We start from the raw sequence: 12,986 nt of genomic DNA, 5'->3' as shown, positions 1-12,986 counted from the left end.
AAAATATGCAAAAACTTACATTCAAAGGGGTAAAAAAAAGACCCCTTTGAATGTAAGTTTTCGGGTGTCTTTTGAAGATTTATCACTTAAATTCAAATTGATCTTCTCCATCATCAAATGGGTCTGTTTCGGCATTATTTTCTTCCCAATCTATATCTTCATATTCAGCTTCTTCTTTAAATTCTTGGTAAAGTTTATATCTGTCACGTTGGGACATATTATTTTCTGCCATTCCTTTTTCAATAGCATATTTTGATAGTATATCCTTATTTTCCATGAATTTATTGTAGTAAGTTTCAACATGGGCGGGTAAGATATTATTAAAAAAATGTAGGAAGTGATTAGGTGGCGTATCTGTAGGCTTGACCAATTTAATGTCGGCAAAACCTAAACGCTCTTTTGCTATAACGTTCTGCTTGAATCTATACTTGGATAAAGCATTTACTGAATTAGAAAAGTATTGGAATTGTGACTGAAAACCTAGTATACCAAAATTACTAAAGAATCCTGCTCGTGTAATATATGATAACTTCCTTGATACAAGAATTGGTAAACATTCCAAAGTACACGCTCGTGCTATCATTCTCCAAACTTCAAGAGATGCAGGGTAAATCCACTCTCTTTTATTTTTGGCTTCTATACCCATTGGAATGTCTGTATCTTTGTGAATTAAAAATTGGTCAAAACCAGCACCTGATTCCACCTTATATATTAACTTTCCGCCATATGACAGCACTTCTGCACCAGGTAATTTTATCAAATCACCATTATCATCAAATTGTGGACCGGCTCCTATTACGTGATATAGATCATTGTCTACTGTATCAAATAGCAATTTTTCTAAAATTAGCCCACAGTGTTCATTCTTCTGCGAAAAGTTCAAAAACATATTGTGCCAATCTTTAAAAGCTCTTAACCGAGCTATATCTCCTGGCTTACCAAAATCATTTAAACCATAAAATTTTAAGTTTCCAGTTTGAACTGTATCTACTTCGATTACCTCTCCTTGTTTAAGTAAAGATTTTAAAGAGTCTTGAAGAACAGCAGGCTCCACACGCATATTAGTGGGCCCAGCTTCACTAATTTTAATTTCTAAGTGTCGTACAGTACTCACGCGGTACCTACTAAGAATTTTCAAAATACGACGTTTACCGAGCCACACCCACTCGTCAACACGCTATTATCAAACTTTCCACTAGCATCCCCCCTTCTTACTTGGAAAACGTAATGACACTTAAAAAAGTTACAACATTTGGATAATTTAATGTATATGTTCATCAAGAAGAAAATAAATAGAGGTGTAAAAGGAGTACATAAGAGGCTCTAAACTAAAAGTGTTTTAAGTAACCATAAATTCAAATAGTTAGTTCGGTTAAAAAACCTCAGAAATGACCCATGCTTAAGCAGTGATATTCAATTTCTGAGTGGTTCATTGCCCTTTCTCCGCATTTCTAATTTTTTATTTTTATTGCTCGGTGCATTTAAAGCATGTTAGCTTACCATTTTCATGAACGCCGTTTAAAAATCCATTTTCACAATATATCTCCTTATTACACTTAGCACACTTACCAACTAATTCCTTCATTTTCTTACACTCCTTTTTAACTATTATAAGTCAAAACGAATAAATAAGGCCTTTCTAATGAAGGATTAACTACCGGAAATAGATAAAAAGGATAGCCTAATTAGCTATCCTAGTTGGTGAGCGGAAATACTTTTCTATACGGCTGTACGCAATAAAGTTCTTGGCTGCTTACTAAATAAGAAGAATACTATTATCGTACATAATATAAATGATGGGAACATATAGGAAATATTGTAGACTAGGGAATATATCCATATATTACTCCAGCCTTCTGGCATCCATTGAGCGAAGAATACGATTCCTGCATAGAAGTGACAGAGAAAACGTAATGCTGATCCAATAAACACCCCGGCCATAATATAGACAAAACTCTTCTTTATATTTCCTGCTTTAATAGCTTGTTGTACAGGTTTAGAAACTGCACCTGCAAAACCTAATACAGTAAAGGCTAATCCATATTCAATAACAATCTGCCAGAAAAAGTACATATCTGCCACTCCGAGAGCTATTTGTAGTATCCCCCACAAAAAACCCGATAGGAGTCCTCCCTTCATCCCCCAGCGAAAGGCAACGATAAATACCGGAATCATTGCAAACGAAATGGAACCACCTTGACCCCATATTTTAAACGATAAAAATGGTATTATATCCAACAATAAAGCGAATGCAGTAAAAATTGCAACTTCAACTAAAAATAATGTGCGTTTTGAACTCACACCTATTTCCTCCCCTAATGTAATCTAAAAATCTAGTAAATAGATTTTTAAACACAAAAAAAGCAGATGCCAAGGGGAAGCTTCCTGATGGGGAATTCCGCTCACACTGCTTTACTATCCATCAAAAAAGCCACCATCCCTACGCTAGTACTAACTAACAGGTTCAAAGGGTCAGAACAAAATTGTTCACTCTCAGCCATAAGGCTCCCCCTGTGGACTTCATTTTCACTTTTTTTGCTACCGTTATTGTAGCTTAATTTTGTATATTTAGCAATTTTATCTCGTTATAATGAAATAAACTCCTCTACATCTTTAACACAAAGTTCCATTGCAGCTTCCCAGAAGTCAGATTTTGTTAAGTCTACCTTTAGGTGCTTCCATGCAAGATCTTCTACCTTCATCCGACCCGTGTCACGTAGTAATGCAATATAGTTGTCTTCAAAACTCTCATTACTTCTTTTCGCATGTGCATAGATACCTAGGCTAAATAAGTAACCAAAGGTATATGGGAAGTTGTAAAAAGGAGTTGACGTAATATGGAAATGTAATTTTGATGCCCAAAATGCAGGGTCATACTCCTCAAGCGCCTCACAGTAGGTCTCTTTCTGTGCATCTAGCATTAACTCATTAAGTCTTTTAACTGACACGATTCCTTTCTTACGCTCCTCATAAAAACGTGTCTCAAATACGAATCTAGCATGAATATTCATAAAGAAGGCAATACTTCGCTGAACTTTATCTTCTAGTAATTCTAGCTTTTCTTGTTTATCTTTAGCATTTAAGACAGATGCATCTGCTACAATCATCTCTGCAAACGTGGAAGCTGTCTCCGCAACGTTCATCGCATACCCTTGATTTAAACCATGTACATCGTTCATGACATATTGATGATATGCATGTCCAAGCTCATGAGCGAGTGTGGAAATATTCGAGGAAGTTCCTGAGTATGTCATAAACACTCGTGTTTGTTCACTGTCTGGAAAGCTTGTACAAAATCCACCAGGTCGCTTTCCTGGACGGTCTTCTGCTTCAATCCATCTTTTTTCGAAGGCCATTTTTGCGAAGTTTGCCATCTTCGGACTAAACTCTCTAAAATGTTTCATTATAAAATTTGCACCTTCCGTGAATGAAACAGTTTTAACTGTTTTCGTTAAAGGGGCATTAATATCATAAATACTTAGTTTGTCCTTCCCAAGTAGCTCTGCCTTTTTCGTTAAATACTTTACAAAATGGTGTTTATTTTTTGTTATCGCATTCCACATTGCATCTAAAGTTTCCTGATTCATTCGGTTCATAGAAAGAGGTTCTTTTAATACATTGTCCCATCCGCGATGTTTATACTTTTGTAAACGAAATCCAGCTAAATGATTTAATGTTTGCCCAAATAAATCAATATTTTTCTCCCAAGCCTTACTAATTTGCTCGAATACATATTTACGAAATTCCGGATCTGGACTACTTAATTTATTGGAGGCTTGACCAATAGAATATAAATTTAGTGCTCCGTTCTCTTCCAATTCTACAGTCATATTCCCTACGATCGTCTCATACATTTGTCCCCATGCATGGTATCCATCAACAGATAAATCATTCAATAATATTTCTTGTTCAGAGGACAGCAACTCTTGCGCAGCTTCTCGCCTTTCATTTAATACAAAGGAAATATCCTGCAAAGATTCATGGTTTACTATCTCTAACCATTTTTCCTCAGGGATAATTGCTAATTTTTGATTTAGAATGGTTTGTATACTTCCCATCTTGGCACCTAATGTGCTGCGTCTTCCTGTTAATAGATTTGCCCCAACATCCTTTACATTTTGAGCACTCAGACAACTAATGAATGCGAATGATTCTCGTAGTTTCTTCATCGTAGCCTCAAGAATAGTAACAATTTCCACTAATTCAAGTGCTGAATTTTGACCTTTTGGGTCATAATAATTAACCGAGTTTGATAGATCCTTCATTTTGCTTTCTAACTTTTGTAGATAGTCTTCAAATTCCTTTGACTCACTACCTCCAGGAAATATCACGTCTAAATCCCAAGTTTTCTCGTATCCCCTAGTTTCTTGCATCGAATCTCTCCCTAATTTAAAAAATTTAAACTAATTATTATATTAACAATAAATTATTCACTTTTCACTAAAAATACTTTGGAAATCGAAATATTTTTAAACCGAAATAAATCCCTCTTCTATATCCTTAGAAGAGGGCTGTCTTTATTCTTTAGTTTGATACTGTAGCACCAGTACTCGGTCCTGCATAAATTTGAACTCTACCATAATCCTTCGTTTGAATAATATATACATTTGCTTGCGTGCTTCCTAAAATCTGATAAGTTAGCCCACCAAATTTTGCTGGGTTTAAAAATCCTTTTTCATTTCCTTTTACTGGTGCTACACCTATTGGATATACTCTCCACGAGCTCTCAGAGGCAGGTAAGTGCAAATACCTAGTATCGGTAGAATTTTTATTAGCATTTTCACCAGTATTATTATCCTCACTAATTGTTGCACCAGTACTCGGAGCGGCATAAATTTGCACCCTTCCATAATCGCTTGTTTGGATAATATAAACGTTAGACTGGCTCCTCCCTAAAATTTCATATGTTAGACCTCCAAACTTTGCTGGATTTAGGAAGCCAATTTCATTCCCTTTTACTGGTGCTACACCTAACGGATATACTCTCCAAGAACTTTCTTTTTTCGGCAAATGCAAGTGTTTACCAGCATATTGATTAGATTCTGTGTTCGAATTCACAGTTCCTCCCTTACTCTGACTACTGCTCTTATTCACTACGGCTCCAGTACTTGGATGACCATAAATTTGTACCTTTCCAAAATCACTAGTATTGATAATAAATACATTAGGTGTGCTCTGACCTAATATTTTGTAGGTTAGTCCACCAAACTTTTTCGGATTTAAGAAGCCAGATTCATTTCCTTTTGTAGGAGAAACATCAAGTGGATATACTCTCCATGAGCTTTCTGATGCAGGTAAGTGAATATACTCACCTGTTCCTCCAGTATTCCCCCCAGAAATCGGAGGTGGTACCGGTCGAATTGGAATTTCAACCTGATCTATTTCTCCAGAAGGCCTTTTATACTTGTATCCTGTATATTCGCAAAATGCTTTCACTACCGCCTCTGCAAAATCTAAATGATGATTTTGTAGTTGTTGTACATCATCATTACGAGAATCAGCAAATCCATATTCAATGATATTGGTTACAACAGAACCAGTCTCCCTTATCATAAAATAATAATCTTGGCTAGAATTACCCGGTAATGTTCTAGTAAAAATTCGTCTAATATTCTGTCCTGCTTTCCTTAATTCTTCTCCTATCTTCTCAGCCATGGCTTTTCCATCATAAATCGAATGAATTACCTCAGCACCATCACCGCCACCAGCATTAATATGATTGGAATGACAATATTTCGCCCCACTTTCTCGAACAATCCGAGTTCTCTCGTCAGGTGATAAGCTTTTGTCAGTCGTTCTTGTTATTGCTACTGGCACCCCTAGTTCTTTATAACGCTTATATTGATATAAAGAAATCTTTAATGTTAAATCCTTTTCTTTCCAATATTTATTAGTACCACCACCAGGATCATTACCGCCATGACCAGGATCAATGATTAAGATTGGTTTTATCATTTTTGTTTCCTCTCCTTTGTCTTAATTAATCCCTTTTCTCGTAATGCATCCCTCTGTTCTATACCTCTCTTCGTTATATAGTTATTTTTAAACCACGTAATTAGTGCAGTAATTATCGTAAAAAGTGAAGAAACAACTTGTTCTAATAACTCACTATCAATCGGCAGTGGTGATTTTCCAAAAATAACAAGTATTTGGTTTATAATTGCTACAAACAAAATAGACGTTCTAACCACAGTACCTTTGTCCATTATTTATTTCACCTCCTTTTTCGTATATAATATTGTTTTCATTTCTCCCCTTAGATGTGTCGACTGTTAACCAGAAATGACTTTCTATCAATAAAAATCGTTTTCAAGTCGTCAAAAGTGACAATCGAGTCATTAAATCTAAGAATATTTACCCTTAATTAATAATAATTTAATTAAAGACACTTGACTAAATTTCATTATGGTAATATACTTAGTTACATAAAGTAAGTAAGAATTAAAACATAAGTTTAGGAGGAATTTAAAATGACAAAATCAGTATGGACAGTAGACAAAAGTCATAGTTCATTAGAGTTCACTGTAAAGCACATGATGATTTCAAAGGTAAGAGGGGTATTTAACGATTTTGAAGCGGTAGTAGAGGCAGACCCAAATGATTTAACAGATGCAAAGATTGAATTTAGTGTAAACATAAATAGTATAGATACACGAAATGAGGACCGCGACAATCATTTGCGCTCCAATGACTTTTTTGATATGGAGAATCATCCTAAAATGACTTTTGTTGCAACAGAAATAAAGAAAAAATCTGGCAATAATTATGATGTAACTGGTGACTTAACCCTACGTGGCGTAACTAAGCCAGTTACCTTCGATGTCACTATGGAGGGTGTTAACAAAGATCCATGGGGAAATGAAGTTGCCGGATTTAGCGGGACGAGTAAGCTAAACCGTAAAGATTTTGGCCTTGTATGGAATGCAGCACTTGAAACAGGTGGTGTTCTTGTAGGGGAAGATGTAAAAATTAATATTGAGCTTGAAGCACATAAACAAGCATAATCAAAGGGACTACCCATCTAAATAGCAAAGATGGATAGTCCCTATTCATGTGTTCTTATATGCTCTGATGAAAAAATACGGACAATCATTTTTCCATCGATTGCTTTTGCCCTAATCAAGATAGGATGACTGTATTCATTCCTAAAGATGAAATCAGGTCCCCACCAGCTTACAGTTGCATCCTTGCCAGGAGGAACATATGGAACATTTCGACTGTGCGAATATCGCTCAACAATTTCTATTCCCTTTAAAGAGACAGCATTAAATAAAGTTGAAGAAACTTGACAGATTCCTCCACCAATATCCTCTGATAGCTCTCCTCTTACAATGACTGGTGCACGTAAATACCCTTTCTCCTTTGTACGTTTACCGACAACCTTATTAAAGGAAAAGTTCTCACCTGGAAACACGACTACATTGTTAATTGCTTCTGCTGCTAGCTTTATGTTATGTGAACGCTCTTTATTACTTGGTCGGTAATACGTCACATAACTTCCTATTTCATTTGATCGAATATCGGATAATAATTCGCTATCAACCTTTGGATAGACGTTTTTCTTCGGAATTTTCATCTCAAAGGAGACATCACTATAAAAAAACTCATAAAAAAACTTTTTGAAATTTATTCGATCCAACTTCTGACCATTCTTTTCCGGTATTAGCTTCCATGAGTCATCAAATTTTGCATTTGTAGGAGGTTGATAAACTTGTTCTTCTAATCGATTCAATAGAACATCCAATTTTTCACGATCAACAAAAATATCATCAAATAGACTTAATGAAAAATCATCTCGTCTAATTGTTTCATTCATGTTTTTATCCGTGATTATTAGTTCATTTGCATGAACCTTATTGGTAAAACATAATAGCAATATGATTAATAAAAGCGTCCTTTTCATCTATTATCCCTCCTACATGTAGTATTCAACTTTTTTTCTTTTTCATGTATAGGAAAAAACACCCTACAAGTTTATGTAAGGTGTCACAAAGCAATTTTTATATTTTCATTTGCAATTAATGTATATACAACAATTAATTTCATATTAACGAAAATCCCTTTTATCCTCTAAGGTCTGGCAAGCCCACCGATATCCAATCAACGCTGCAATAACGGCAGCTATCCAAACAAATACCCTTTTCAAAATTAGTACACCCCTTTTACATCGTTTAAAATGGTCGAATCTTTCCTTTTTTCAAGAGGAGATGTGGACCACCTAGTAAAAATAAATAGCGATCATCCACAACCTTCTTCATTGCTGCAGCTGTCTTTCCATATAGTTTTTTTCCATTAAAAACTGTACCCATTCCATCTGTAACACCCAAACTAGCAACTGTACCTTTATCATGAAATGTAAATTCCTCTAGTGTACCATTATGAAGAAGTGCTCTGATGTTTTTCGCACATGTTATAGCATGTTGCATAGCAGCCTGTGCTGTAGGCGGGTATGGGCGATTATCCTCTTTGTTCATAACCCATGCACAATCACCAAGAATGAAGACATTCTCATAGCCAGGCGCACGCAAGTCTCCATTTACAGTCACTTTTCCTTTAGTTAGTTCAAAGCCAGACTTACCTAAAACTGAGTTCCCTGTCACACCACCAGTCCAAACAATTGTACCTGCCTTGATAAGCTCATTATTATCGCCAACAATAAATCCTTCTTCCGTACACTCTTGGATTCTAGTACCCTCCATGATTTCTGCTCCACGATCTTGTAATGATTTTTTCGCGTATTGGACCAAATCCGGATCAAAACTCGGTAAGATAGAAGGAGCGGCTTCCACATTAATTATTTTCGCTTTTTTACGTTCAATATCATATTTTCTGCATAAGTTCGGTATTCTTTCGACAAGCTCACCAATAAATTCAATCCCAGTAAAGCCACCCCCTCCAACTAGTATCGTTAAGCTAGATTCATCAGCCTCTGGATGGTTCTTATAGTTGGCGAATTGATATTCGATATGTTCTCGTATCAATTGGCATTGATCAAAACTCTCAATAAAAAAAGCGTGCTCATCCATTCCTTTTATTCCAAAGGTATTCGTTTCAAATCCTAAAGAAATCACCAAATAATCATAAGGTATTTCACTGTTTTCCAGCTTTACTATTTTTTCATCGGTAACGATTTCCTCTACGGTATCATAAATCAATCGAACCCGATTTGGACTTATAATATCGCGGATCATAATACGTACCTGGTTTTGATTAATAGTTCCTGCTGCTACTTCATGTAGCCAAGTCGTTTGATAGTGATAATTATGTTTATTGACTAGCACAATCTCAGCTTCTTCTGGTGAAAGATATTTCATTAGCTTTTTAGTTGTCATCATCCCTGCATAGCCTGCACCTAATACTACAATACGAGGTGTTGTATTCATATTATCCACCCTTTATTTTATCTTTTCATTAATGAGTTACTATCTAGTAGTATGCTTAACCTACTCATTTTTATCCGATATCTAGTCAGGCATTTCATGAAAATACAGGCTTAATAACAGATGAACAAGCATAAACATGAATGAGGGAGGAATGTAAAATGCCACTAAGAGATATTAAAAATTTATCTTCTGAAACAGAAAACATCTTAAACGCTGTTATTAAGAGGAAAAATAAAAAGGATAAGTATAAGAGACTAAGAGACATGTATCTAATTGTGACATTATTACTTCTTTTAGGATTATTTGTATATCTTAATATGAACGATTTACATACGATGTTAGATCCATTTTCAACATTTGCTAGCATCTTACTAAATCCACTGTATCTTATTATTTTTAGTGTCATTGCCTTAACATTTTCCTATTTCCATTATTATCAAAAAAAGTTGAAGAAAGAAAAGGATAAATTAAATAGAGTTCGTGCTGAAGTAATCGACTATTTAAATGACTCAAAGGATATGAATCTGCAAGACAAGGTACCGATCATCAAGAAAATGATGAAAGGTGAATATGACATCAATTTATATGTTAAAAATAAATAATCATCATCTATCTTCATAAGGAACCAATAATGACTTTTGTTCAACAGCAAAATCTTCATTTACAGAGGAGCATTCTCCTCTGTTTATACTATTTTCATTGGAATTCCTTTATTGTTGTTCCAGGGTAGTAAAAATCGATGATTTCCCTGTAATTTTTACCGTTTTCCCCCATATAGTGTGCCCCCCACTGACTCATTCCAACTCCATGACCATAACCTCTCCCATTCATCGTATACCTTCCGTTCTTAACTTGTAGAGAATCGATTAAATAGCTCTTAAATAGCGTCCCACCTATCATTGGCCGAATACGATTTAAATTTACATCTTCCAATTGGACCTGTTCAAACAAAATAATTCCTGCAACTATTCGTCGCATAAATGTAATCGTTATCGAACCACTTATACTTCTACTAGATGCAAATTTATCACCTGTTAATTCAAATTGCGGAATTGAAAGGAGCTTAATATCACCTGGATATCCATTGCGGTTTAGCCAGTTTTTTATCGAATTAGCTATCTTTATATCCTTCTCTTCAAGCTCATCCCACCAATTCGGTTGATCAAAGTCAATAGTATTAACATCTATTTGTGTTTGATGAAGGGAATATTTCCAAGGATTAACTGGATCATAAGGATCCTCTTTAATAGGAAAATATTTCATCGCTTGGCCGCCCCATACGTTCGCATTATTTTCTGTTATACCACCATTACTGGCTGAGTAGAATGTTTCAATCAATTGGTCACGGTAGGTAATAACCTCCCCACTAGTTTCCTGGACAGCATTTGTTGTTTTTTCATCCCACTGGTAACCACCATATACTTGATAGCTAACCGTATCATCAATTACTTGACCCATTTTCGATACAGCATAGGTTCTAGCGGCTAATGTTTGTGCCTTTAACGTTTCTAATCCCCATGACGAATAAACCTCAAATGGAACAACCCCCTTTAAGTAGTCCTCTAAGGGCAATTGATTGATAGGACGAATAACGTCTTCACCTTCTAACACAAATTCCATTGCTCCTAAATATGGTCGATCATTGATATATATAATATGGTTTTGATTATAGGTTTCCGGGACTAAAATCAAACCACCATGTAGTTGTTGCTTTTTCTCTCCTTTCTGCATGATATACATGCTACCTTTTTCTAGCTGTAGCGTGTAGTTTACTCCCTCCTCTACCTTAAACGTCGGATCCAAACTAAAAAAATCCCCTTCGACTTTAACCGATAATTCATTCGTATTTCCCACATAATTGACAAGCTTTACCATTACCATATCTTCAGCACTTGTCACAGTTGGAATCAAAAAATACAGCATGACTATTAGAAAATATGTAGGGTATCTCATGGGTTTATTTTTTCTTTTGTCTAGTTAAATATACATAAGTAAAAAAATAGATTGACATGGTTGTACTTCATTGTGTATTATCTAGTTAAGTTCATACGGTTACCTTTAATTCAGTCCTGTGAGACTGGCAAGGTGTAATAGACAGCCCGGCTGTCTTATCAACAGAAATGGAATATCCATTTTTGTGTTTTTCATGCGAATGAGCACCTTGCCTATTGTAGGCAAGGTGCTTTTCTAATTATCTCTCACCTGGTAACTGATGAACAATCTACAAAGGGAGAGAATTACATGGCAAAATATGATGAGATTCAAGTAGACCAACGTTTACCATTTTTTCAAAGTTTACCTTTAAGCTTTCAGCACTTATTCGCAATGTTTGGTTCAAACGTTTTAGTACCTATTATTTTCGGAATTAATCCTTCTACTATTCTACTAATGAATGGTGTTGGAACACTTCTTTACATTATGATTACGAAAGGACAAATTCCTGCATACTTAGGATCAAGTTTCGCTCTAATTGCACCAACAACAATTGTTATCTCTCAATATGGATATGGCTATGCTTTAGGTGGATTCTTAGCAGTAGGTATCATTCTTTCGCTCGTAGGATTAATTGTTAAATTTGCTGGCACTAGTTGGATTGATGTTTTGTTTCCACCAGCGGCGATGGGCGCAATTGTTGCGGTTATCGGTTTAGAGCTTGTTCCAGTAGCTGCAGGTCAAGCAGGCTTAATTGCTAGTACTGCAGGAGATCCAAATTGGACAATGGATCCTACTACTGTCACCGTATCTTTATTAACATTAGGTATTACAGTTATAGGATGGGTCACCTTCCGCGGATTCTTTAAAATTATTCCAATTCTAATTGGATTTATTGCCGGATATATTATTGCTTATTTCTTTGGACTAGTAGATTTATCAGCTGTTAAGGATGCAGCGTGGATTAAGGTGCCAGAATTCCACCAAATGAAATTTAACTGGTCTGCAATCCTAATCATTATTCCAGCAGCACTTGTACTAATTCCAGAGCATATTGGACATCTATTTGTTACATCGAATATCGTTAAAAAAGACTTGGCAAAAAAACCTGGCCTACACCGTTCTTTTCTAGGTAATGGTATTTCTACTATCATTTCCAGCTTTATTGGTTCAACACCAAATACTACCTACGGTGAAAATATTGGTGTATTAGCAATAACAAGAGTTTACTCTACTTGGGTTATCGGTGGAGCGGCAGTCTTCTCAATTTTACTATCGTTTATTGGGAAATTAGCTGCACTTATTTCATCTATTCCTACAGCAGTACTTGGAGGGATCTCCTTACTATTATTCGGAATAATCGCAGCAAGTGGTATTCGAATGCTAGTAGAAGCAAAGGTTGATTATAGTAAATCACAAAACCTAATACTAACCTGTGTAATCCTTGTTATTGGTATTAGTGGAGCAACCATTCATATTGGAAAAGTTGGGCTATCCGGAATGGGACTTGCAACTGTTGTAGGGATTTCACTAAGCTTACTGTTTAAGCTATTTGATATTGTAAAACTATCAAACGAAAAATAATTATCCGCCCGTAAAACGGGCGGTTTTAGTTTCGCCCTATAAGGGCACTTTACCAACGTGGCCCCTAAAGGGGCTTTTTGAATTGAC

At 35.7% G+C, this 12,986-nt stretch carries 11 protein-coding genes and 1 riboswitch; of the genes, 3 read left to right on the top strand and 8 right to left on the bottom strand.

All coding sequences use genetic code 11. The annotated features are described in order from the left end of the window. Positions 1–82: 82 nt before the first annotated feature. From HNR27_RS17260 to HNR27_RS17240, 5 genes are all read right to left on the bottom strand, one after another. Positions 83–1,114: a hypothetical protein gene (locus HNR27_RS17260; protein WP_429340609.1), complete on the bottom strand. Its 1,032-nt coding sequence runs from the start codon at positions 1,112–1,114 to the stop codon at positions 83–85. A 605-nt stretch (positions 1,115–1,719) separates the two neighbouring features. Beyond that, on the bottom strand, positions 1,720–2,301 hold the full coding sequence (gene thiT, locus HNR27_RS17255) for an energy-coupled thiamine transporter ThiT (RefSeq protein ID WP_212919462.1): 582 nt from the start codon (positions 2,299–2,301) through the stop codon (positions 1,720–1,722). A gap of 118 nt (positions 2,302–2,419) precedes the next feature. Then, a riboswitch (TPP riboswitch) is annotated at positions 2,420–2,522 on the bottom strand. A gap of 63 nt (positions 2,523–2,585) precedes the next feature. Then, positions 2,586–4,373, bottom strand: coding sequence for a M3 family oligoendopeptidase (locus tag HNR27_RS17250; protein ID WP_429340608.1), 1,788 nt, complete (start codon positions 4,371–4,373; stop codon positions 2,586–2,588). A 151-nt stretch (positions 4,374–4,524) separates the two neighbouring features. After that, positions 4,525–5,955 (bottom strand): N-acetylmuramoyl-L-alanine amidase family protein, encoded by a 1,431-nt coding sequence (locus HNR27_RS17245; RefSeq protein ID WP_429340607.1) that lies wholly within the window; start codon positions 5,953–5,955, stop codon positions 4,525–4,527. After that, positions 5,952–6,206 (bottom strand): phage holin, encoded by a 255-nt coding sequence (locus tag HNR27_RS17240; protein ID WP_212919461.1) that lies wholly within the window; start codon positions 6,204–6,206, stop codon positions 5,952–5,954. Before HNR27_RS17240 ends, HNR27_RS17245 begins: the two co-directional genes overlap by 4 nt. A gap of 264 nt (positions 6,207–6,470) precedes the next feature. Here HNR27_RS17240 and HNR27_RS17235 point away from each other — a divergent pair, with 264 nt between their 5' ends. Then, complete coding sequence (locus HNR27_RS17235) at positions 6,471–7,004, top strand: YceI family protein (protein ID WP_212919460.1); 534 nt, start codon at positions 6,471–6,473, stop codon at positions 7,002–7,004. A 41-nt stretch (positions 7,005–7,045) separates the two neighbouring features. Here the strand turns inward: HNR27_RS17235 and HNR27_RS17230 are convergent, their stop codons facing one another. Further along, positions 7,046–7,903, bottom strand: coding sequence for a VanW family protein (locus tag HNR27_RS17230; protein WP_429340606.1), 858 nt, complete (start codon positions 7,901–7,903; stop codon positions 7,046–7,048). A gap of 268 nt (positions 7,904–8,171) precedes the next feature. Further along, entirely contained in the window at positions 8,172–9,383 is a 1,212-nt protein-coding gene (locus HNR27_RS17225; RefSeq protein ID WP_212919458.1) for an NAD(P)/FAD-dependent oxidoreductase, read from the bottom strand. Positions 9,384–9,541: 158 nt separating this feature from the next. Between HNR27_RS17225 and HNR27_RS17220 the strand changes: the two genes are divergently transcribed. Next, positions 9,542–9,985 (top strand): DUF2663 family protein, encoded by a 444-nt coding sequence (locus HNR27_RS17220; protein WP_429340605.1) that lies wholly within the window; start codon positions 9,542–9,544, stop codon positions 9,983–9,985. 94 nt (positions 9,986–10,079) lie between these two features. Here HNR27_RS17220 and HNR27_RS17215 read toward each other — a convergent pair whose 3' ends face one another. After that, positions 10,080–11,336: a SpoIID/LytB domain-containing protein gene (locus tag HNR27_RS17215; protein ID WP_429340604.1), complete on the bottom strand. Its 1,257-nt coding sequence runs from the start codon at positions 11,334–11,336 to the stop codon at positions 10,080–10,082. Positions 11,337–11,624: 288 nt separating this feature from the next. Between HNR27_RS17215 and uraA the strand changes: the two genes are divergently transcribed. Next, positions 11,625–12,899: a uracil permease gene (gene uraA / locus HNR27_RS17210; RefSeq protein ID WP_212919455.1), complete on the top strand. Its 1,275-nt coding sequence runs from the start codon at positions 11,625–11,627 to the stop codon at positions 12,897–12,899. Positions 12,900–12,986 lie beyond the last annotated feature (87 nt).

This window comes from Ornithinibacillus bavariensis, assembly GCF_050433565.1.
Classification (GTDB): domain Bacteria; phylum Bacillota; class Bacilli; order Bacillales; family Amphibacillaceae; genus Ornithinibacillus; species Ornithinibacillus bavariensis.
This window is presented reverse-complemented; position numbering and strand designations above follow the sequence as displayed.

Bases quoted from the DNA above. Each gene is read 5' to 3' on its own strand.
- HNR27_RS17250 (WP_429340608.1), bottom strand. From the start codon at position 4,373: ATGCAAGAAACTAGGGGATACGAGAAAACTTGGGATTTAGACGTGATA.
- HNR27_RS17245 (WP_429340607.1), bottom strand. From the start codon at position 5,955: ATGATAAAACCAATCTTAATCATTGATCCTGGTCATGGCGGTAATGAT.
- HNR27_RS17240 (WP_212919461.1), bottom strand. From the start codon at position 6,206: ATGGACAAAGGTACTGTGGTTAGAACGTCTATTTTGTTTGTAGCAATT.
- HNR27_RS17235 (WP_212919460.1), top strand. From the start codon at position 6,471: ATGACAAAATCAGTATGGACAGTAGACAAAAGTCATAGTTCATTAGAG.
- HNR27_RS17230 (WP_429340606.1), bottom strand. From the start codon at position 7,903: ATGAAAAGGACGCTTTTATTAATCATATTGCTATTATGTTTTACCAAT.
- HNR27_RS17225 (WP_212919458.1), bottom strand. From the start codon at position 9,383: ATGAATACAACACCTCGTATTGTAGTATTAGGTGCAGGCTATGCAGGG.
- HNR27_RS17220 (WP_429340605.1), top strand. From the start codon at position 9,542: ATGCCACTAAGAGATATTAAAAATTTATCTTCTGAAACAGAAAACATC.
- HNR27_RS17215 (WP_429340604.1), bottom strand. From the start codon at position 11,336: ATGAGATACCCTACATATTTTCTAATAGTCATGCTGTATTTTTTGATT.
- uraA (WP_212919455.1), top strand. From the start codon at position 11,625: ATGGCAAAATATGATGAGATTCAAGTAGACCAACGTTTACCATTTTTT.